Annotated in this window: 22 protein-coding genes; 12 read left to right on the forward strand and 10 right to left on the reverse strand. The window is 71.0% G+C overall.

All coding sequences use genetic code 11. The features are described 5' to 3' along the window. The first annotated feature begins 154 nt into the window (after positions 1-154). The gene (locus ACIOEW_RS12485) at positions 155-358 is read left to right on the forward strand and encodes a cold-shock protein (protein ID WP_003967102.1); all 204 of its coding nucleotides are present in this window, start codon (positions 155-157) and stop codon (positions 356-358) included. A gap of 150 nt (positions 359-508) precedes the next feature. Here the strand turns inward: ACIOEW_RS12485 and ACIOEW_RS12490 are convergent, their stop codons facing one another. Continuing rightward, complete coding sequence (locus tag ACIOEW_RS12490) at positions 509-679, reverse strand: hypothetical protein (protein ID WP_362550110.1); 171 nt, start codon at positions 677-679, stop codon at positions 509-511. Positions 680-736: 57 nt separating this feature from the next. Here ACIOEW_RS12490 and ACIOEW_RS12495 point away from each other — a divergent pair, with 57 nt between their 5' ends. Further along, positions 737-1,564 (forward strand): MerR family transcriptional regulator, encoded by an 828-nt coding sequence (locus ACIOEW_RS12495; RefSeq protein WP_362550113.1) that lies wholly within the window; start codon positions 737-739, stop codon positions 1,562-1,564. A 102-nt stretch (positions 1,565-1,666) separates the two neighbouring features. On the opposite strand, the gene ACIOEW_RS12500 is transcribed toward ACIOEW_RS12495, so the two are convergent. Continuing rightward, on the reverse strand, positions 1,667-2,899 hold the full coding sequence (locus ACIOEW_RS12500; protein WP_401963546.1) for an amidohydrolase family protein: 1,233 nt from the start codon (positions 2,897-2,899) through the stop codon (positions 1,667-1,669). Positions 2,900-3,133: 234 nt separating this feature from the next. On the opposite strand from ACIOEW_RS12500, the gene ACIOEW_RS12505 reads away from it, so the two are divergent. The 3 genes from ACIOEW_RS12505 to ACIOEW_RS12515 all read left to right on the forward strand — a co-directional run bounded on the left by ACIOEW_RS12505 (position 3,134) and on the right by ACIOEW_RS12515 (position 6,945). Beyond that, the gene (locus ACIOEW_RS12505) at positions 3,134-6,154 is read left to right on the forward strand and encodes a BTAD domain-containing putative transcriptional regulator (RefSeq protein ID WP_401963548.1); all 3,021 of its coding nucleotides are present in this window, start codon (positions 3,134-3,136) and stop codon (positions 6,152-6,154) included. Between the two features lie 212 nt (positions 6,155-6,366). Continuing rightward, positions 6,367-6,579, forward strand: a complete 213-nt coding sequence (locus ACIOEW_RS12510; protein ID WP_362544241.1) for a hypothetical protein — start codon at positions 6,367-6,369, stop codon at positions 6,577-6,579. A 186-nt stretch (positions 6,580-6,765) separates the two neighbouring features. Further along, positions 6,766-6,945 (forward strand): hypothetical protein, encoded by a 180-nt coding sequence (locus ACIOEW_RS12515; protein ID WP_362544238.1) that lies wholly within the window; start codon positions 6,766-6,768, stop codon positions 6,943-6,945. 63 nt (positions 6,946-7,008) lie between these two features. Here ACIOEW_RS12515 and ACIOEW_RS12520 read toward each other — a convergent pair whose 3' ends face one another. Together ACIOEW_RS12520 and ACIOEW_RS12525 are read right to left on the reverse strand one after the other, a co-directional pair. Next, entirely contained in the window at positions 7,009-7,404 is a 396-nt protein-coding gene (locus ACIOEW_RS12520) for a hypothetical protein (RefSeq protein WP_362544235.1), read from the reverse strand. Beyond that, complete coding sequence (locus ACIOEW_RS12525; RefSeq protein ID WP_401963549.1) at positions 7,404-7,679, reverse strand: hypothetical protein; 276 nt, start codon at positions 7,677-7,679, stop codon at positions 7,404-7,406. Before ACIOEW_RS12525 ends, ACIOEW_RS12520 begins: the two co-directional genes overlap by 1 nt. Positions 7,680-7,802: 123 nt before the next feature. Here ACIOEW_RS12525 and ACIOEW_RS12530 point away from each other — a divergent pair, with 123 nt between their 5' ends. Continuing rightward, entirely contained in the window at positions 7,803-8,138 is a 336-nt protein-coding gene (locus ACIOEW_RS12530) for a type II toxin-antitoxin system prevent-host-death family antitoxin (RefSeq protein WP_362544229.1), read from the forward strand. Continuing rightward, positions 8,138-8,551: a type II toxin-antitoxin system VapC family toxin gene (locus ACIOEW_RS12535; RefSeq protein ID WP_362544226.1), complete on the forward strand. Its 414-nt coding sequence runs from the start codon at positions 8,138-8,140 to the stop codon at positions 8,549-8,551. The genes ACIOEW_RS12530 and ACIOEW_RS12535 overlap by 1 nt, the downstream gene beginning before the upstream one ends. Positions 8,552-8,563: 12 nt before the next feature. Here the strand turns inward: ACIOEW_RS12535 and ACIOEW_RS12540 are convergent, their stop codons facing one another. Continuing rightward, positions 8,564-10,117 (reverse strand): FadD3 family acyl-CoA ligase, encoded by a 1,554-nt coding sequence (locus ACIOEW_RS12540; protein ID WP_401963550.1) that lies wholly within the window; start codon positions 10,115-10,117, stop codon positions 8,564-8,566. Positions 10,118-10,233: 116 nt separating this feature from the next. Between ACIOEW_RS12540 and ACIOEW_RS12545 the strand changes: the two genes are divergently transcribed. The 3 genes from ACIOEW_RS12545 to ACIOEW_RS12555 are packed head-to-tail and all read left to right on the forward strand — an operon-like array spanning position 10,234 to position 12,622. Continuing rightward, positions 10,234-11,382, forward strand: coding sequence for a lipid-transfer protein (locus ACIOEW_RS12545; RefSeq protein WP_362544220.1), 1,149 nt, complete (start codon positions 10,234-10,236; stop codon positions 11,380-11,382). Positions 11,383-11,395: 13 nt separating this feature from the next. Next, entirely contained in the window at positions 11,396-11,839 is a 444-nt protein-coding gene (locus ACIOEW_RS12550) for a Zn-ribbon domain-containing OB-fold protein (RefSeq protein WP_401963552.1), read from the forward strand. Between the two features lie 6 nt (positions 11,840-11,845). Beyond that, the gene (locus ACIOEW_RS12555; RefSeq protein ID WP_401963553.1) at positions 11,846-12,622 is read left to right on the forward strand and encodes an enoyl-CoA hydratase/isomerase family protein; all 777 of its coding nucleotides are present in this window, start codon (positions 11,846-11,848) and stop codon (positions 12,620-12,622) included. A 69-nt stretch (positions 12,623-12,691) separates the two neighbouring features. On the opposite strand, the gene ACIOEW_RS12560 is transcribed toward ACIOEW_RS12555, so the two are convergent. Beyond that, positions 12,692-13,237 carry a hypothetical protein gene (locus ACIOEW_RS12560; RefSeq protein ID WP_401963554.1) on the reverse strand — a complete coding sequence of 182 codons (546 nt, stop codon included), beginning with the start codon at positions 13,235-13,237 and terminating at the stop codon, positions 12,692-12,694. A gap of 253 nt (positions 13,238-13,490) precedes the next feature. Here ACIOEW_RS12560 and ACIOEW_RS12565 point away from each other — a divergent pair, with 253 nt between their 5' ends. Next, complete coding sequence (locus ACIOEW_RS12565) at positions 13,491-14,153, forward strand: hypothetical protein (RefSeq protein ID WP_401963556.1); 663 nt, start codon at positions 13,491-13,493, stop codon at positions 14,151-14,153. 149 nt (positions 14,154-14,302) lie between these two features. Here ACIOEW_RS12565 and ACIOEW_RS12570 read toward each other — a convergent pair whose 3' ends face one another. Further along, entirely contained in the window at positions 14,303-16,693 is a 2,391-nt protein-coding gene (locus ACIOEW_RS12570; protein ID WP_401963875.1) for a PQQ-binding-like beta-propeller repeat protein, read from the reverse strand. 179 nt (positions 16,694-16,872) lie between these two features. Next, positions 16,873-17,673 (reverse strand): VOC family protein, encoded by an 801-nt coding sequence (locus ACIOEW_RS12575; protein WP_401963557.1) that lies wholly within the window; start codon positions 17,671-17,673, stop codon positions 16,873-16,875. Between the two features lie 338 nt (positions 17,674-18,011). On the opposite strand from ACIOEW_RS12575, the gene ACIOEW_RS12580 reads away from it, so the two are divergent. Further along, a complete protein-coding gene (locus ACIOEW_RS12580) occupies positions 18,012-18,659 on the forward strand; it encodes a TetR family transcriptional regulator (RefSeq protein WP_362544202.1) in 648 nt (215 codons plus the stop codon). A gap of 243 nt (positions 18,660-18,902) precedes the next feature. Here ACIOEW_RS12580 and ACIOEW_RS12585 read toward each other — a convergent pair whose 3' ends face one another. Continuing rightward, positions 18,903-19,391, reverse strand: coding sequence for a nitroreductase/quinone reductase family protein (locus ACIOEW_RS12585; RefSeq protein WP_362544199.1), 489 nt, complete (start codon positions 19,389-19,391; stop codon positions 18,903-18,905). Continuing rightward, complete coding sequence (locus ACIOEW_RS12590; protein WP_401963559.1) at positions 19,391-20,611, reverse strand: acyl-CoA dehydrogenase family protein; 1,221 nt, start codon at positions 20,609-20,611, stop codon at positions 19,391-19,393. The genes ACIOEW_RS12585 and ACIOEW_RS12590 overlap by 1 nt, the downstream gene beginning before the upstream one ends. Positions 20,612-20,695: the final 84 nt, after the last annotated feature.

The raw sequence follows: 20,695 nt of genomic DNA on the forward strand, positions 1-20,695 counted from the left end.
CCGTACATGCTGCGTGCTAGGCTCAACGCCAAGTTGCAGTTTGGTTTCCCTTGCAGTACAGAGCCTGCGGAGCATGTAACCCGCAGGCTTTTGTAGTTTTCAGACTTCTTTGCAGGTTCTGGAGCAGGGCAACCCTTTGGCCCAAGGAGGGCTTATGGCTACCGGAACCGTCAAGTGGTTCAACGCTGAAAAGGGCTTCGGCTTCATCGCCCAGGACGGCGGCGGCCCGGATGTCTTCGTCCACTATTCCGCGATCAACGCGTCCGGGTTCCGCTCCCTCGAGGAGAACCAGGTCGTGAACTTCGACGTCACTCAGGGACCCAAGGGTCCGCAGGCTGAGAACGTCACCCCGGCCTAGTTGCCCGGGTCGGCCGATCGCGGCCGGTAACGCAGTACCCAAGGAGCCCCGTTCCCCCGCTTCGGCGGAGGAACGGGGCTCCTGCCTGTATACGACAGGCGCTCCCCACTTACTTATTGGACGCCCCTTCTGGACGTACCTTCTCGGGCGTCACTTCTTCTTGGGCGTCACCTCTCGGGCGCCACCTCTCGGGCGCCCGTCGCGGCTGTCCACGAGGCCGCGGTCGAGCACGGCCTGGAGCTCGGTGACGGCGTCCTTCCTGCCCGGCCCGGCGTCCTGGACCAGGCGCGCAGCCCCGGGCAGTCGTAGCTGTCGGCGCATCCGGCCCCTGCGATCCTTGACCTTGACGCCGTGTGAGGCCTTGCACTGGGAGACATCATGTTCACCATCGGAGACTTCGCCCGGTACGGGCGGGTGTCGGCCCGGATGCTGCGTCACTACGACGCGGTAGGGCTGCTGCACCCCGACCGCACCGACCCGGCAACCGGCTACCGCTACTACGGCGCCGCCCAGCTCGCCCGGCTCAACCGGATCATCGCGCTCAAGGACCTCGGCTTCACGCTCCAGCAGGTGCGGGCCGTCCTCGACGAAGAGGTGGGCCCGGATGAGCTGCGCGGGATGCTGCGGCTGCGGCGGGTGGAGCTGGAGGCGGCGATGGCGGCGGCGGCCGCCCGGCTGGCCCAGGTCGAGGCGAGGCTCCGGTCGATCGAGAGCGAGGGTCGCATGCCCAGGGAAGATGTTGTGATCAAGAGCGTTCCGGCGGTACGGGTCGCGGAACTGACCGGCGTGGCCGCGGGGTACGAGCCGGAGGACATCACGCCGGTGATCGGCCCGCTGTACGAGCGGCTGTTCCCGCTGCTGGGCGAGGCCGGGGTCTCCCCGACGGGCCCCGGGATCGCCCGCTACGAGGACGCCCCGGAAGGCGGCGGCGCGATCGTCGTCCACGCCGGGGTGACGGTCTCGGCCCCGGTGGGGCCGCTGGGTGACACCGGGGTCACGGTGGTCGAGCTGCCGCCGTTCGAGGCGGCGACCATCGTCCACCGGGGCTCGATGGCCGGGATCCTGCCGACGGCCCAGGACCTGGCCCTGGGAATCGAGGCGGGCGGCTTCCGCTCGGCGGGATATGCGCGCGAGGTCAATCTGGAGTGCCCCGCGGACGAGGAGAAGTGGGTGACTGAGCTCCAGGAGCCGGTGACCCGGGCCTGATCAGGAGGGCAGCCGGGGGCGGTTCGCGCAAGGACCGCCGCCGGAACTGAGCAGGAGGGGCGGGGGCGGTCCTTGCGCGGACCGTCCCCGCCCCTCCCCCGTTCACGCCCCCGTACCGGGTCCCGCCCACAGCCCGTCGGCGGTCAGCCCGAGCAGGTCGATCGCATTGCGGCGCACGATGCGGTCCACGACATCGGCGTCCAGGTGTCCCATCTGCGACTCACCGACCTCGCGCGACTTGGGCCAGGTCGAGTCGGAGTGCGGGTAGTCCGTCTCGTACAGGACGTTCCCCACTCCGATCGAGTCCAGGTTCTTCAGCCCGAAGGCGTCGTCGAAGAAGCAGCCGTAGACGTGCTCGGTGAACAGCTCCGACGGCGGCCGGTGAACCTTGTCGGCTACTCCGCCCCAGCCGCGGTTCTCCTCCCAGACCACGTCGGCGCGTTCCAGGATGTACGGAATCCAGCCGATCTGGCCCTCCGCGTACATGATCCGCAGGTTCGGGAAGCGTTCGAACTTGCCACTCATCAGCCAGTCGACCATCGAGAAGCAGCAGTTGGCGAAGGTGATGGTCGATCCGACCGCCGGCGGGGCGTCGGCCGAGGTCGACGGCATCTTCGAGGACGAGCCGATGTGCATGGCGATCACCGTCCCCGTCTCGTCGCAGGCCCGGAGGAACGGATCCCAGTCGTCCGTATGAATGGAAGGCAGGCCGAGATGCGGAGGTATCTCGGAGAACGCCACGGCACGCACCCCGCGGGCGGCGTTGCGCCGGACCTCGTCGGCGGCCAGCCGCGCGTCCCAGAGCGGGACCAGGGTGAGCGGGATGAGCCGGCCGTGCGCGTCGGGCCCGCACCACTCCTCGACCATCCAGTCGTTGTACGCGCGCACCCCCAGCAGCCCGAGTTCGCGGTCCTTCGCCTCGGTGAAGGTCTGACCGCAGAAGCGGGGGAAGGTCGGGAAGCAGAGGGCGGACTGGACGTGGTTGACGTCCATGTCGGCGAGCCGCTCGGGCACCGAGAACGAACCGGGACGCATCTGCTCGTAAGTGATGACTTCGAGCTTGATCTCGTCCCGGTCGTAGCCGACTGCGGTGTCGAGCCGGGTGAGCGGGCGGTGCAGATCCTCGTACACCCACCAGTCACCGATCGGCCCGTCGTCCCCCTTGGCACCCATCACAGGCGCGAACTTGCCACCCATGAAGGTCATTTCCTTGAGTGGCGCGCGGACGATGCGCGGTCCGGAGTCCGCGTACTTGGACGGGAGCCGGTCCCGCCAGACATGAGGGGGCTCCACCGTGTGGTCGTCCACCGAGATGATCTTCGGGAAGGTCTCCATGCGTACCAAGGTAGCGTTGATCTGACGAACCGTCAGCTATCTCGACGGGGCCCCGTTCCACAATCGTTGTCGAGGGCTTGTGCAGAGAGTCACCCGCTGCTGACGCGGCCCCCATTCACAAGGCAGACTGTTGACGGCGATACCAACGGTATGGAGCAATCCGGATAGCCCCGACGGGATCCGGACATGTGTGACCGTGCCGGGCAGCGCACAGAGCGGGACAAGGAGACAGCAATGGGCCGTGACGACGGGCCACGGGTACGTGTTCCGGAGCAACGCGCCCCGGAACAGCGGTCGGCGGAACAGCGGTCGGCGGAACAACGGCCGACGGAACAGCTGACAGAGCAGCAGGAGCAGCCGACGCAGGACACCGGTCTGCGCTTCTCCGTGCTCGGTCCGGTACGAGCCCGGCGGGGCGACGAGACACTGCCGTCCGGCTCACCGATGCAGCGCGCCCTGCTGACGGCTCTGCTGCTCAGGAGCGGGCGCACCGCCACGGCGGCCGAACTCATCGACGCCATCTGGGGCGAGGACCCGCCGTCCCAGGCCCTTGCCGCGGTACGCACGTACGCCTCCCGGCTCCGCAAGACCCTGGGCCCGCTCACCCTGGCGAGCGACTCCGGCGGGTACGCCATGCGGATCGGGCCGGAGGCACTCGATGTGACCGTGGCCCAGGAGCGGGCGGCCGACGCCGAGAAGGCCCGGGCCTCGGGCGACCGCTGCCTGGCCCGGATCCTGCTGAACGAGGCCCTGGCCCTCTGGGACGGCGAGACGCTGGCCTCCGTGCCGGGACCGTACGCGGAGAACCAGCGGACCCGGCTGGAGGAGTGGCGGCTCCAGCTCACCGAGACCCGCCTCGATCTGGACCTGGAGGTCGGCTGCCACGCGGAGGCGGTCTCCGAACTGACCGCGCTCACCGCCGCGCACCCGCTGCGCGAACGGCTGCGCGAACTCCTGATGGTGGCCCTGTACCGCAGCGGCCGCCAGGCCGAGGCCCTCGCCGTCTACGCCGACACCCGGCGGCTGCTCGCGGAGGAGCTGGGCGTCGACCCGCGCCCCGAACTCGCCACGCTCCAGCAGCGCATCCTGCGGGCCGACGAGGAACTGGCCCGCCCCGCCGACGAACCGACCCAGGCCGCCGCCCCGGTCCGCCCGGCCCAGCTCCCCGCCACGGTCCCGGACTTCACTGGCCGCACCTCCTTCGTCCGCGAACTGGGCGACCGCCTCGCCACCGCGGAGGCCTCGGTCATGGCCGTCTCCGCGCTCGCCGGCATCGGAGGCGTCGGCAAGACGACCCTCGCCGTGCACGTCGCCCACCAGGCCCGCCGGCACTTCCCGGACGGCCAGCTGTACGTCGACCTCCAGGGCGCAGGCGCCCGCGCCGCCGAGCCCGAGACGGTGCTCGGCGCGTTCCTGCGCGCCCTGGGCACGGCGGACTCGGCGATCCCCGACTCCCTCGACGAACGCGCCGCGCTCTACCGCTCGACGCTCGACGGCCGCCGCATCCTGGTCCTCCTGGACAACGCCCACGACGCGGCACAGATCCGCCCCCTGCTCCCCGGCACGGAGGGCTGCGCGGCCCTGGTCACCAGCCGGGTCCGCATGGTCGACCTGGCTGGCGCGCATCTGGTCGACCTGGACGTGATGTCGCCCGAGGAGGCGCTCCAGCTCTTCACCCGCATCGCGGGCGAGGAGCGCGTCAACTCCGAGCGCGAGGCCGCCCTCGACGTGGTCGCCGCCTGCGGCTTCCTCCCCCTCGCCATCCGCATCGCGGCCTCCCGACTGGCGGCCCGCCGCACCTGGACGGTCTCGGTCCTGGCCGCGAAGCTCGCGGACGAACGCCGCCGGCTGGACGAGCTCCAGGCGGGCGACCTCGCGGTGAAGGCCACGTTCGAACTCGGCTACGGCCAGCTGGAACCGGCCCAGGCCCGCGCCTTCCGCCTCCTGGGCCTCGCGGACGGCCCGGACATCTCCCTGGCTGCGGCGGCGGCCCTGCTGAACCTGGAGGTGCACACGGCGGAGGACCTCCTGGAGGCCCTGGTCGACACGTCCCTCGTGGAGTCGGCGGCCCCGGGCCGCTACCGGTACCACGACCTGGTGCGCCTCTACGCGCGTTCGTGCGCTGAGCGGGACGAGGAGGCGCCGGAGGAGCGGGAGTCCGCGTTGTCGCGGCTGCTGGACTTCTATCTGGCTACTGCGGCGGGGGTGTATGCGTTGGAGCGGCCGGGGGATCGCACAGTCGATCACCTGGAACCCAGCCGGTACCCGGGTCTCACGTTCACAGATCGGCCACGCGCACTCGACTGGCTTTATGCCGAGGCGGATTGCCTGCTTGCTTGCGTGTTGCAGAGCCTGGGGCCACGAGCACTGCGCCGAGCGGTAGACCTGCTCATGGCCGTCAAGGACCTCGCAGAGTCGGGGGCGAACGCTCGTCGGTACGAGACCGCAGCTCTTGCGCTGCGCGATGCGGCTATGTCCGCTGGGGACGCCCGCGCAGAGGGACGGGCCCGCACGACGCTCACCCAGGTGTACAGCACGGCCGGCCGGTTCGAGCAGGCCGACAGCGAGGCGCATCGGGCCATGGAGCTCGGCATTGCCGCGAACGACCCCTGGACAAGCGGCAATGCTCCCAACGAACGAGGCATTCTCGCGATCTACCGCAACCAGCATGCGGAGGGGGAGGCGTACCTCCAGAAGGCCATCGAGGCATTCCGCGCCGATGGCAATAAGCCTGGAGAAGCAAGCGCTCTGTGCAACCTCTCCAGGATCCACCTGGCGCTCTTCAGGACGGACAGCGCGGTTGATCTCGCCGAGCAGGGCATCGAGATCTACGACCGCCTGGGCCTTGCCCTGAGGCTGGCAAACGGCCGCTACGCCCTTGGGCTCGCACTTGCCAAGGGCCATCGCCTCGCCGAGGCGCTGGAGCAGTTGACGCAAGCGCTCGGGATCTTTCACGAGAATCGCCAACCTCTGTGGGAGGGCGTCACCCACTTTCGACTGGCGGAGGTACATCTCACGGCAGGGCGCTACACCATGTCGGCCGCTCACGCGGAACAGGCAATCGCATTGCGCGGCATCGGAGGCGAATGGCGCCGCGGCACCGTCCTCACGGTGCTGGGCAAGGCTCTGGTCCAGTTGGAACAGCCGGACCGGGCCAGGGCGTGCTGGGCCGAGGCCCTGGCCATTTACGAGCAACTGGGATCAATAGAGGCCAATGAGGTCCGCGAGCTCCTACCCCCGGCCACCGCTGCGTGAGAGATCCGCCTTCACGGCGTTCATCGTTCGTTTATCGGCGGGCTGCACTCTTACGTCCATCGAACCGTCGCGTCGGGGGGCAGACGGATCGACGAAGAGGCCGCCCCATTATGGTGAACGGCCCAGTAATGCCCGTCCGGCGATCCACGGGGGAACCGCCGGACGGGCATTGCCTACCTGTAACACCACATGAGTCACGGGAGTTGACCACAATGAGCGACGCCAAGAAGCCCGTCGTCAAGCCGCTGGACAGCCACGCCTCCGGCGAAGAGCTCACGGTCCAGGACAGCCACGCCTCGGGCGGCGCCATCAAGCCGCTGGACAGCCACGCCTCCGGCGAAGAGCTCACCGTCCAGGACAGCCACGCCTCGGGCGAGGAGATCACCACCCTCGACAGCCACGCCTCGGTGCCGCGGCCCAACTAGTCCAACCTGCACGGGGAACGGCCGCGGCGGCGCGGAGGGGGAGCCGTCGCGGCCGCTGCATGTCTGGGACCGGTCAACGCGATCGCGTCAACGTTCGACTGCTTTCCGACGTAGGACTACCGCCATCGCCCCCTGTCACTAGCGTCACTTCACATCCGGAAGCTCGCTCCCATCACGGGAGTTGGAATGACCCGTTCGAAGAAGACGCTGGTCGCCGCCGGGTTCGTCGTCGCCCTCGGCCTCGCCCTCGCCCTCGGCGGCGCGTCGCCGGCCCTGGCCGACGCGCATGCAAGCGGAGACACTCCCGTCACCACACAGGACGCCCACGCCAGCGTGGCCACCCCTTTGGACGCGCACGCCGGCTGAGCCACCGCCGGACAAACGCCAGTGGGGCCCGAGCCACCCGGCTCGGGCCCCACTGGCGTATCCCTACAACCCCCGGACCCGCACCCCCGCCCCGCACAGTTTCCCCATGCCATCCGCATCCGAGGTGAACACCACCGCCCGCCCCCGCTGCCGCCCCGCGATCGCCGCGAGAGCCGCAGCAATGGCGTACTGGTCGCCGTGCAGTCCGGTGGACCGGAGCAGGCGAATCGCCTCCTCGGCGACGCTCTGGGTGACGGGCTCGACCACGACGCCCGACACGGCCCAGTCCCGGACGGGCTGTCCGATCTTGCCGTGGCAGGCCTCGACCAAGGTCATCGCGCTCGTCACCACGCGAATGCCCGAACGGTGGGCGTCCTTCAGGAGGGCCTTCATCCCCGGGTCTCCGAGTGCGACGCGGGCGAGACCTTCGCCGTCCAGGGCGTACGAGAGGTCGGACATCAGGCTGCCTTCCGGTGCGATGCCACGCTCGCCTCGTGCTCCTGGAACCACCGCTCGATCTCACGCCGCTCTGCCTCGGCCGCCGCCAGATCAGCATCCGTCACCGGGCCGTACTCGCCCTCCAGCCGCTCCACCAGCTCCCCCAGCCGGTCGCGCTCGCGCTGACGCTCAATGGCGCGGGTGACATACGCGCAGAACGCCCCGGCCCCCACCTCACTCCGGATCTCCTCTGCCAGCGCCTCCGGCAGGGTGACCGTGTACTTCTTTGTTGCCATACGCGTCACCGTACTGAGACCGACTGGCGCCCACCACCGACTCCACCCCATGGAGTGACAGGGCTCCAGCGCCGTTGACGCACAACCTCGCCGCCCGCCGCACACTCCCCTACCCTGTACGACATGGACAGCGAGCCGCACAGCCACGACACCCGGATCACCGTCCGCGATCTTCAGCGGAACGCCGCGGCCGTCCTCGTGCGGCTGGAGCACGGGGAGACGTTCACCGTCACCCGGCACGGGCGGACCGTGGCGCGGATAGTGCCGCCGGATCCTGCCGAGGAAGCGGTCAACCAGGCCGTTGCGGACGGGCTGATCGATCTCACGGAGCTCAGCCGCGCCCGCACCGCCGCCCAGACCGCGCGCATCCGGACCGCTCCCTCGACCGCCGCCGACGTGCCGCTCACCCAGGCCCTGGAAGAGCTGCGCGAGGCCCAGGACGGCGGGGAAGGGCGCTGATGCGTTTCATCTATCTGGACACCTCCGCGGCGCTCAAGCTGTTCAAGGAGGAGTCCGAATCCGCCGCTCTCAAAGCGTGGCTCTCCACCCAGGGGTCTGCCACCGTCCTGACCTGCGACCTCACGCGGACAGAGGTCCGGCGTGCCCTGCACGCCGCGCATGCCGGGCCCGATGTCGCCTCCGAAGCCGAGGAATGGCTCGACGAGAGCGCGCTCGTCCGGATGCCGCCGCTTCTCTTCGACCGCGCGGGACAGCTGTCGCCCGGCAACCGGCTCCGCTCCCTGGACGCCCTGCACCTGGCCGCCGCACAGGGGCTGGGCAGGGCTCTCCTCTCGTTCGTCGTCTACGACAAGCGGCTGGTCGAGTCCGCGCGGGAACTGGGCCTGCCCGTCGCGTGCCCTGGAGCGGGCTGAGTACGCAGTACGTCAAAGCCCCCGCAGCTCCCCCTTCACCACCTTGCCGCTCGCGTTGCGCGGGAGCTCGCTGACGAACTCCACCGCCCTCGGCACCTTGTAGTTCGCCATCTCCCGCCGCGACCACGCGATCAGGTCGTCCGCCGTCACCGTCGCGCCCGGCCGGCGCACCGCGTACGCCTTGCCGACCTCACCCAGGCGCGGGTCGGGGACACCGATCACCGCGACGTCGGCGACGTCCGGGTGGAGGCCCAGGAGCTGTTCGATCTCCGCGGGGTAGGCGTTGAAGCCGCCGACGATGAACATGTCCTTGATCCGGTCCGTGATGCGCAAGTTGCCTGCCTCGTCCAGGACGCCCACGTCGCCCGTGTGCAGCCAGCCGTCCGAGGTGATCGTGGCGGCCGTGGTCTCCGGGTCCTCGAAGTAGCCGCTCATGACGTGGAAGCCGCGGACCAGGATCTCGCCCGGAGTGCCGGGGGCGGCCAGGACGCGGAGTTCCGTGTCGGGGATCGCCCGGCCCGACGTCGAGGCGATCACCTCCGCCGGGTCTCCGCGGCGGCACATCGTGACGATGCCGCTCGCCTCGGAGAGGCCGTAGGCGGTCAGGACCGTGGCGATGCGCAGTTCCGTGCGCAGGCGGTTGACCAGTTGGAGAGGGACCACCGCGGCTCCCGTCACCACCAGACGCAGGGCCGAGAGGTCGTGGGAGGAGCGGGCCGGGTGGTCCAGGAGGGACTGGTGGAGCGTGGGCGGGCCGGGCAGGACCGAGATGCGTTCGGCTGCGATGTTGGCGAGGACCGTGTCCACGTTGAAGACCGGCTGCGGAATCATCGTCGCGCCCCGCATCAGGCACGCGATGATGCCCGCCTTGTAGCCGAAGGTGTGGAAGAACGGGTTCACGATCAGATAGCGGTCGCCCTCGCGCAGACCTGCCAGTTCGCTCCAGATCGCGTAGCAGCGCAGGGTCTGGGCGTGGCTGATGACCGCGCCCTTGGGGCGGCCCGTGGTGCCCGAGGTGTAGATGATGTCGGAGGGCGCGGACGCGGGGATCGCGTCGGCCCGTGCGCGTACCTGCTCGGCGGATATCCCCTCCCCCGACGCCAGGAAGTCCTTCCAGGTCATGTAATCGTCGGGGGCGGAGTCGGCGAGTACCACCACCCGCTCCAGGTGCGGGAGTTCGATCTCGGACCGGCGCAGGGACGCCACGTACGACGTACCGAGGAAGGTACCCGTGACGAAGAGCAGCTTCGCGCGGCTCCGCTCCAGGACGTACGCCGCCTCCGTGCCCTTGAAGCGGGTGTTGAGCGGGACCAGGACCGCGCCTGCGGTCACCGCGCCCAGCGCGGAGACGATCCAGTCCAGCGTGTTCGGCGCCCAGACCGCGACCCGGTCCCCCGGCTCCACACCCGAGGCCATGCACGCGGCGGCGGCCCGCTCCACGCGGTCACCCAGTTCCGCGTACGTGATCCGGGTACGGCCCTCGACGACCGCCTCCCGCTCCCCGTACCGTTTCGCCGCCGCCCGTACCAGGTTCGGGACGGTGGACCATTCCTCGTCGCCGCGCATCTCGTGCCCTCCCGCCGTCGGACCGGAACGCCGTAGCCGCCCCGTAGCTGACTATCCGTCAGATTAGCTGTAGCCTCCTCCGCTGTCAGCAGTCATGACGGCCTCGGAGGTGGCGGGTGGCGACGCTCAAGGACAAGGCAGCGATAGCCGGGATCGGGCAGACGGAGTTCGCGAAACACCTGCCCGAGTCCGAGAAGACCCTGGCGTGCCGGGCGATCATCGCGGCGCTCGACGACGCGGGTATCGCCGCGTCGGAGGTGGACGCGTTCGCCTCGTACACGATGGAGGAGACCGACGAGGTCGAGGTCGCCAAGGCGATCGGGGCCGGTGACGTCACCTTCTTCAGCAAGGTGGGGTACGGCGGCGGCGGTTCCTGCGCGACCCTCGCGCATCTGGCTTCCGCCGTCGCCACCGGGCAGGCGAGCGTCGGGGTCGCCTGGCGGTCACGGAAGCGCGGGTCGGGGCCGCGGCCCTGGAAGAACACCGCCGTGCAGCTGCCCACCCCCGCCCAGTGGACCCGGCCGTACGGGCTGCTGCGGCCCGCCGACGAGATCGGGATGCTCGCCCGGCGGTACATGCACGAGTACGGAGCGACCCGCGACCACCTCTTCAACGTCGCGCTCGCCTGCCGCAACCGCGCCAACCAGAACCCCGCCGCGGTGATGTTCGAGCGCCCGCTGACTCGCGACATGTATATGACCTCGCGCTGGATCAGCGAGCCGCTCTGCCTCTTCGACAACTGCCTGGAGACGGACGGGGCACTGGCCTGCGTGATCGTCTCCGCAGAACGTGCCCGCGACTGCCGGCAGAAGCCCGTCTACCTGCACTCCGTCGCCCAGGGACTGCCCGCCCAGCACCACGGGATGGTCAACTACTGGAACGACGACCCGCTCACCGGCCCCGCCTGGACGGCGGCCCGACAGCTGTGGAAGCAGGCCGACTTCGGGCCCGAGGACGTCGATGTCGCCCAGATCTACGACGCGTTCACCCCGCTCATCCCGCTCTCGCTTGAGGGGTACGGATTCTGCGGGCGCGGCGAGGGTGCCGCGTTCACCGAGGGCGGGGCGCTGGAGAGCGGCGGACGGCTGCCGATCAACACGGGCGGCGGCGGGCTCAGCGAGGGGTACGTGCACGGCTTCAACCTCATCAACGAGGGCGTGAAGCAGCTGCGCGGCATCTCCACCGCCCAGGTCCCGGACGCCTCGACCTGCCTGGTCACCGCCGGTGAGGGCGTCCCCACGTCCGCCGTACTGCTGAGGAACTGAGGAGCTGACCGACATGGATGGACTGCTGCTTCCCGTCGTCGACGAGGACGGCGCCCCCTTCTGGGAGTACGCGGCCCGCGGCGAGCTGCGCGTCCAGGCGTGCGCCGCCCCGGACTGCGGACGGCTCCGCTTCCCGCCCCGGCCGTGCTGCCCGCACTGCCAGTCGTTCGAGAGCGAGTGGCGGGTGATGAGCGGACGCGGCCGCATCTGGTCGTACGTGCTGCCGCATCCGCCACTGCTGCCCGCGTACGCCGCCCAGGCTCCGTACAACGCCGTGATCGTCGAACTGGCCGACGCCCCGGAGATCCGGCTGGTCGGGAACGTGGTCAGCGGGCCCGACGCCCCGCTGAACTCCGTCGATCCGGCGCGGCTGCGGATCGGGGCGGCGGTGAGGGCGGTCTTCTGCGCCGTCTCCCCCGACGCGCCGCCCCTGGTCCGCTGGACGCTGGAACGGTGACCTGAGATGGCGCTGCGCACGGAGACGGACAAGGAGACCGGGGTGGCCCTGCTCACCCTGGACCGGCCGGAGAAGCACAACGCGATCGATCTCGCGACCGCCGCCGAACTCACCGCCGCCTGGCGGGCGTTCCGGTACGACGACGAGGTGCGGGCCGTCGTGATCACTGGGGCGGGAGGGCGGGCGTTCTGCACCGGGATCGACCGGGGTGTGGACGTCCCGCAGCCCTCGTCCCCGTACACGATCGACGATCCGCTGCTCACGGTCGGGCCGAAGGCCAACGACCTGTGGAAGCCGGTGATCGCGGCCGTGGAGGGGATGGCCTGCGGCGGGGCGTTCTACCTGCTGGGCGAGGCGGAGTTCGTCATCGCGTCCGAGGAGGCGACATTCTTCGACCCGCACACCACGTACGGCATGGTCAGCGCGTACGAGGCGATCGCCATGGCGCAGCGGATGCCGTTCGGCGAGGTGGCCCGGATGTCCCTGATGGGGACGGCGGAACGGGTCACGGCCCGGCGCGCGTACGAGACCGGGCTGGTCAGCGAGGTGACTCCGGCCGGCGGCGCGGTGGCGGCGGCGCTGCGGGCGGCGGCGGTCATCGCCTCCTACCCGACGAGTGGAGTCCAGGGGACGGTGAGGGCGCTCTGGTCCGCGAAGGAGGCGGCGAGGGCGCAGGCCTTCGCCCACGCCCCGCACCTGATCACGCTCGGGAACCTGGCACCGGAGCAGCAGGCGGAGCTGTTCAGAGGCGGGGCGGGGGGCGGTGAATTCCGGTTGCGGTGAAGGTGGTGCGGCCGGTGCCGGTACCGGTGTGGGTGTGGGTGTGGGTGCCGGTATGGGTGTCGGTGCCGGTCAGTAGCTCAGCTCAGCGGTGACCGAGCACTTCTTCACCCGGGAGACCTTGCCCGGGTGGACCATGCGGACGGAGACGGTCTTCGTCTCTCCGCTGTCCGCCTCCACGGTCGCCTCACCCGTGTCGACGGTGTTGCCGACCGCGTCGAGGAACGTCACGTCGACCTCGTACGTGTGGCTGCCGAGCGCGTTCGCGGTGAGCCGCACGGTGGAGCTGGTGACGGCCTTGCGCTTGCCCTTGCGGGGTGTCGCGCAGCGGAAGACGTACGCCTGCGGGGCGTCCGTCGCGGTGGCGGTGGGGGTCGGGGTGCCGTACGTGGAGCCGGAGGAGCTGCTCGACGAGCTGTAGTCGTCATCGTCGTCGTAGTCGGTGTCGTGGTACGTGCCGTTGCTCTTCTTGGAGTTGGAGCACCCGCCGCCGCTGCTGCTGCCGCCGGACTTCCGGCTCTTGCCGCTCTTTCCGCCGTGGCTGGACGTGGAGAAGCCGGTGAGCGCGAGTACCACCGCTACCAGAACCACCGTGAGTTTCATGTGCTGCCGCATCATGGATGCCGCCCCCCGTTGTGTATGTCTCGTGCCTCGTGTGTGCTGCGGGCCGTTCCGACTGCCGACGGCCGCGCGACACCGTAGCGCACAGCATGGCGAGCCCGACCCGGCAGCCCGGTCATGACCCTGTCACGGTCTCGTCATCATCTGTCTGGTGGCGAGGGTCATGGCCCCGGCGTAGCGTCGAGTCGAGAGCGGTGGTGATCCGCGCCGCCGGCCGGCGGCGCCTCTCACGCCTGCGGGAGGTCCGGAGATGATCCGCAACGTCCTCGGCTCGATCGTCGCTCTCCTAGGAGCGGCGGCCGCCGTGCTGAGCCCCTTCCGTGACTGGTACGACGGCCGCCTCGGGCGGTACTACGAGGTCGACGACCTGTTCACCGGCGTCACCGGGGCGCACCCCGCCGTGCTCGGTTCGATCCTGCTGCCCTTCCTCTTCGCCGCGGTCCTGGCGATCGTGGGCGTGGTGCTCCGTTTCCGGCCGATGGTCGCCCTGGCGGGCGTGCTGGTGCTCGGTTTCACGGTGTTGTGGATGGTGCGCCAGGGGCAGGCGGAGGGAAGCCTGACGGTCGCGGGCGACGGTTCCGGACTGGAGCAGGGAGTGGCGGGCGCGGCCGGCGGTGGCGTGCTGCTTCTGCTGGGCGCGGCGCTGATGTCGGGGCGGGGCGCCCGGCGCCACCGGCTCGATAAGCCGTACGAGCCGCCGGGGTCCGCCGATCCCGATACGTGGCCGCCCACGCGCGAACCGGGGCCTTCGGTGCAGACGAGCCCCTGGCCGGAGCCGGAGGTGGATCCGTACGTGGGGCCGCCGCCGGGTTCGCCGTCGGAGCCGCCGCTCGACCGGGGCTCCGAACCGACGGTCTCGTACCCCGTCCAGCGCGACGACCGCCCGGACAAATCAAGCCCGTCCGGCGATTGAGGACGAAGCGGCCACCAGACGTCCCCGGACCCATCTGCACCGCCCACCACATCACCGGTTCCGTCCTCGAACGCCGGACAGGCTGGGGTGGTCGGCCGTGCCCCGGACAGGCTGAGTTCGTCGGCACGCGGGGCTGCGGCCCGGGAGGTCTACGCGCGGGCCCTGTTCCCCGTACCCGTGCCCTTCAGCGCGTCCAGCGCGTACACGCAGCGGTCCTTGCTGCACGCGTAGACCACGCCGCCCTGCGCCACCGGCGAACCCGTGATCTCGCCGCCCGTGGCGAGCTTCCAGCGGAGCTGGCCGCCCGCCGCGTCCAGCGTGTACAGGACGTGGTCGGCGGAGCCGAAGTGGACCCGGCCGTCGGCGACGACCGGCGCGCCGACGACCTCACCGCCCGCGGCGAACCGCCACTTCGGGGTGCCCGTGACCGCGTCCAGCGTGTACAGCGCGCTGCCGCTGCCGACGTGCACGTTGCCCGCCACCACCAGCACCGGCTCTATCGACTGGCGGGACTCCGTGGCGATGCGCCAGCGGTCCTTGCCGGTCGAGGCGTCCAGCGCGTACACCGTGCCGAGGTAGTCCGCCAGGTACACCCCGCCGCCGGTGACGGCCGGGCCGGGGGCGAATGCCGGCGGCGAGAGGAAGACCGCCGGTGACTCGAAGTGCCAGCGCACACGGCCGGAGCCGATGTCCACGGCGAGGACCCGGGTCCCCGCGGAGACGTAGACATAGCCGTCGGGTGCCGGCGTCACCCGGACCGGAACCCCGCCGCAGGAGGCGGCGTCGCCGACCGGGTAGGACCAGCGCTCGGTGCCGGTACGGGCGTCGACGGCCCGGAGCCGGGCGTCCTGCCAGAGGTAGACCGTGCCGTCGTGGAGGGCCGGTCCGGCCTCCGCGTTCTCGAAGTCCGTCTGCGCGCCGGTGGTCTCCCAGAGCTTCTCGCCCGTGGACGCCTCCCACGCCTGGACGCCGCCGCCCCGGGTACCGGTGACGACCGTGCCGCGTTCGGCCTTCAGGGAGTACACCCACGCGTCGGTCTGCAACCGCCACCGCTCACTGCCGCTCGTCGCGTCCAGGGCGTAGAGCGACGGCCCGTCGGAGGCGAGGATGCTGCCGCCGTCCACGGCCATCGCCCAGGCCACGTCACGGGTCTTGAACTGGCGCCGCCCGTTTCCGGTGTCCAGCGCGTGCACCTCGAAGGAGGTCACGTAGAGCAGGTCGCCGACGACGACGGGGGTCCCCCACACGTCGTTCGACATCCGGAACCGCCAGGGCCGCCAGCGCCCCTGGCCGGCGGGCGCGCTGTCGGGCGCGTGCGCCGGGGCGGGCACGGCGGCGGTCGGGGCGGTCGGGGCGGTGACCACCCCGTTCACCCCGGCGGGCGGGCGCACCCAGCCGGTCGCCGGACCGGCTTCGGCGGCGGCCGCCGAAGCGCGTACGTCCTGGGCTCGCGGACCGGGACCGATCGGCACATGAGCGCCGGGCAGCCGCACCGGACCGCCTGCGTCGGGTGCCTGCACCGGCGGAGCGGCCGGCGGGCTCCCTTCGGCGCCGCCGCGCCAGGCGTTGTCCCAGTCGGAGGCCGGCGGCTGCGGGGGCGGCGCCACCGGTACGGGCGGAACGGGCGGCGCGACGGCGACCGCGCGTCCACCGCCGCGGCGCTGTTCGATCATCGCGGTGGCGTCCTCCGGCAGCCATGCCGACGCCGTACCGCTGTCGTCGCTGCCGGAGGCGAAGAGGTGCGGGGAGAGCTGGGCCTGCAGCTCGGCGGGGGTGGGCCGCAGCGAGGCGTCCATGTGCATGCACGACTCGATCAGCGGCCTCAGATCGTCGGGCAGACCGCTGACGTCGGGGCCCTCGCGCAGCAGCATGAAGACCGTCTCGACCGGGTTGGCCCCGTGGAACGGGGCGTGGCCGGTCGCGGCGAAGACGAGCGTCGAGCCGAGCGAGAAGATGTCGCTGGCGCCGGTGACACTGCGCGAGTCCCGCGCCTGCTCGGGCGACATGTACGCGGGCGTGCCCACGGCGACGTTCGTCATGGTGAGCCGGGTGTTGGAGACACCGGACGCGATCCCGAAGTCGATCACCCGGGGACCGTCCTCGACGACGAGCACGTTGGACGGCTTCATGTCGCGGTGGACGAGCTTCGCCCCGTGGATGGACTGCAGGGCCTCCGCGATGCCCGCCGCCAGCCAGCGCACGGCCTGGGTCGGCATGGGCCCGCACTCATTCACTATCTCTTCGAGCGAGGGCGCCGGCACATAGGCGGTGGCGAGCCACGGCACCGCGGCGCGCGGGTCGGCGTCGACCACGGCGGCCGTGTAGAAGCCGCTGACTGCGCGGGCGGCCTCCACCTCACGCGTGAAGCGGACCCGGAACAGCTGGTCCTCGGCCAGTTCCGTACGGACCGTCTTGATCGCCACCCGCCGGCCGGACGCCGAGCGGGCGAGATAGACCAGCCCCATGCCGCCGGCCCCGAGCCGTCCCAGCACCTCGAACGGGCCGATCCGCCTCGGGTCGTGCTGCGTCAGCTGCTCCACCACTTGCCTGCCACCTCCCCGTACGGACCTCCGTGAGGAGAGGTCCGCGAAAAACCCGCCGTGTGCAGCGTCTCATCAGTGGGCACCACCCGGCGGTGCGCACCCCGATTCTTCCTGGCCGAGGCCCGGGTTGCGAACCCGGGGGCGGATCGGGGTGTCCTGTGGCACTCCGTGCCGTATCAGGACAGCGGCGGTTGAAGTACGGCGAAGACGGCGCTCTGGTCGTCCTGGAGGACCGCCATCCGCCCGTACGGGATGTCGAAGGGCGGTGCGGAGACCCTGCCGCCGAGCCGGACGGCGGTGCGGACCGACGCGTCGCAGTCCGCCACGGCGAAGTAGCTGAGGAAGTAGCTGGGCATCACGGCGGGGAACGCGTCCGTGATGACGCTGCGCCCGCCGACCGCGGTGTCGGGGCCCGGTTCGGTGCCGGCCGGGGACCACATCCGGTAGTCGACGCCGGACTCCGCGGTGCCCGGATCACCCGTGCCGGACTCGTCGAGGTCCGCGGAGCGGAAGCCGAAGACCTCCTCGTAGAAGGCGTCGACCGCGTCCTTCTGCCGGGTGTAGACCTCGGTCCAGCAGAAGGAGCCGGGCTCGTTCTGCTTCTGGAAACCCTTGCGCTCACCGGCCTGCCAGAGGCCGAACACCGCGCCGCCGGGGTCGGCGGCCTGGGCGAGCACCCCTGACCGGCCGGCCCGGACGGGGTCGGTGATCACCTGACCACCGGACTCACGGATCCGGGCGACGGTGGCCACGATGTCGTCGGTGGCGAAGTAGACGCCCCAGGCCGTCGGCATCCGGCCGTCCTGCTTGGCGGCGAGGGCGGCGACGAGCTTTCCGTCGCTGAGGGCGTCGGCGAAGGGGCCGTCACCCGCCCGGAAGGTCCAGCCGAAGAGCTCACCGTAGAAGCGCTTGCCCGCTTCCAGGTCCGGGAGCTGCACATCCACCCAGCACGGCGCGGACTGCGCGAATGCGGCCATGGGCCCGGATCCTTCCGTCGCGATGACGCTCATCCGTGGTGACGCTCGTCACACCCAACGTAGCCGGGCACCGGGTGCCCCGCGCTCCGACCTCACCGAAGCGAACATATTTTCGATACAAGACCCTCGAGTGCCGCCGTCGCGCCACCCTCACGGAAAGTTATCCACGGAAGTTGTCCACAGGCTGTTGATAACACTAGTCAGACTGTGTGTACCCCGGGCGGGAGGTCGTGGGGCGCATCCCCCGAAATCCCTCCACTCCCCCCACCGCGCCTGCCGCACTCCCCATTTGCAGTCGGCCGAATCGCGCTCCGATCACCCGTCGGTAAGCTGACGGCATGACAGGACAAGTACGCACCGTCGACGGCCGCGTGGCCGGTCGACGCGGACAGGCGACGCGGCAGAAGCTGCTCGACTGCCTCAGCGAGATGCTCAGCTCCTCGCCGTACCGGGACGTCAAAGTCATCGACGTCGCCCGGAAGGCGGGGACTTCACCCGCAACCTTCTACCAGTACTTCCCCGACGTCGAGGGCGCAGTCCTCGAAATCGCCGAGGAAATGGCCAAGGAGGGTGCCGGACTGACCGAATTGGTCGCCGGACGCTCCTGGGTCGGCAAGGCCGGATGGCAGACAGCCGAAGAACTCGTCGAGGGATTCCTCGACTTCTGGCGGCGCAACGACGCCATCCTGCGCGTGGTCGACCTCGGTGCCGCCGAGGGCGACAAGCGGTTCTACAAGATCCGCATGAAGATCCTGAATTCTGTCACCAACTCCCTTACGGATTCGGTGAAGGAGCTCCAGGCCAAGGGCAAGGTCGACAAGGACATCAGTCCCGCGGCCATGGCCGGCTCCCTGGTCGCGATGCTGGCAGCCGTCGCCTCGCACCAGAAGGGCTTCACCACCTGGGGCGTCAAGCAGGCCGAACTCAGGCCGAACCTCGCGTTGCTGGTGCATCTGGGCATCACCGGCAAGAAGCCTACGAAGTAGCGCCCGCGCCGGAACCCCGTACTGGGTGACGCGCGGTGATCCCGGGTGCCCCAGGTCCTGTCTCGCCGACGGCGGACCACGCATGTGGTCCGCCGTCGGTGTACCCGGACGGGGCACACCCCCTCGGCGGGGACCCTCCCGCCACCCGGGACCATCACGCAGGACCGTCACCGCCGCTCCAGCCGCCCCCACCGTTCCGGCTCACTCCGACTCACGCCGACTCGCCGCACATCGCTCCGGCGGTTACTCCGAGCGCTCCAGCCGGAACAGCCGGATCTCCCGGTCGATACGGGCCTGGTACGCGGCATAGGGCGGCCAGAACTTCAGCGCGGTCTCCCACACCCGGGCCCGCTCCTCCCCTGCCAGCAGCCTTGCCCGTACTGAAATGTCGCGGCCCTTCCAGTTGATGACGGCCGCCTCCGGATGCGCCAGCAGATTCGCCGTCCAGGCCGGATGACCCGGTCGGCCGAAGTTGCTGCCGACCAGAATCCAGCTGCCCGCCTCACCGTCACCCGGCTGCGGCATGCAGGCCAGCGGGGTGGTCCTGAGCTGCCCGCTGCGCGCCCCCGGCACCGTCAGCACCACTCCCGGCAGCATCTGTGCGCTGAGCAGCACCCGGCCGCGGGTGAGCCGGTGCACCGTGCGGTCCATGGCGGGCACGACGTGCGGGGCGATCCGCGCGAAGAGGCGGGTCGAGGACACCTTCTGGACGAACCGGACGCCGGGCGGCATCAGACCGCCACCTGCCCTGACGCGCGCCCGCCGTGCGGCTCCTGGCCGAACAGCCCGGCCCGCTGCGCCGCGTGGTCGCGGAGCCGGTGGACGGGACCGAGGAGCAGTTCGTCGGATGCGGCCCGCTTGAAGTAGAGCTGGGCCTCCTGCTCCCGGGCGAAGCCGACGCCCCCGTGCAGCTGCACGGCCTCGGCGGTGGTGATCCGCAGCGCCTCCAGCGCCTGGGCGAGCGCGAGCCCGCCGGAGTCGGGTTCCAGGACCGCGTAGTGGGCGGCGGACCGGGCCGACTGCACCCGTACGTACAGATCGGCCAGGCGGAGTTTCACGGCCTGGAGGGAACCGGTCGCACGGCCGGACGTCTCGCGCGCCTCCAGCTGGGCAGCCGCCCGCTCCAGCACGCTCGTGGCCGCGCCGGCCGCCTCCGCGGCGAGTGCGACGGCCGCCGTGCGCCCGGCGGCCGCGAGCGCGGCCGTCGCGTCCACGGCGTCGTCGGCACCGAGGAGTTCGGCCTCGGTGTCGCGCAGCTGGATCCGGGCGAGCGGCCTGGTCTCGTCGAGCGAGGCCTGCCGGGTACGGACGAGCCCGGAGGGCGGCTCCGGCCCGTCGGTCCTGACCAGGAACAACAGAGTGCGGCTGCGCGGGAAGCCGCCCGTGTGGGCGGCGACCAGGAGCAGTCCGGCGCTGTGCCCGTCCAGCACCTGGGGCGCCTCCCCGTACAGCCGCCACCCGCCGTCACCGCCGGCCGGCCGGGCCTGGACGCCGCCCGCCCGGCCGCCGCCGGCCCAGGCGCCTCCGGTGGGATCGCCGGTGAGACCGAGGGCGGTGGAGAGCGCGCCGCCGGGAACGGCCAGGGCGGCGGTGAGCTCGCCCGTCGCGATGGACGGCAACAGGGCGGCGCGCTGGTCTCCGGTGCCGAGGGCGAGGATCAGGGGGGCGGCGAGCACGGCGGTGGCGAGCAGCGGGGACGGCAGCAGGGCCCGGCCGGCCTCCTCCAGGACGACGGCGAGCTCGGCCGGCCCGCGGCCCCCGCCTCCGTACTCCTTCGGGAGGGCGAGTCCGGGCAGCCCGAGGTCCCGGGAGAGCCGGCGCCACAGCGCCGCGTCGTATCCGTCCGGCGGCGCCGCGGCGCTCCTGACGTCGTCGGGTGCGCCGCGTGCGGCGAGCAGTTCGCGCAGGGTGCGGCGGATCTCGTCCTGTTCCGCGGTGAAGGCGGCATCCATCGTCGGGCTCCTTCCCCTCAGAGGCCGACGGCCTCTGATCTGACGGGCCGTCATGCTAGGGGTGAAGCGGCGAGATTCCCAGAG

The organism is Streptomyces sp. NPDC087901, from assembly GCF_044742205.1.
Taxonomy (GTDB): domain Bacteria; phylum Actinomycetota; class Actinomycetes; order Streptomycetales; family Streptomycetaceae; genus Streptomyces.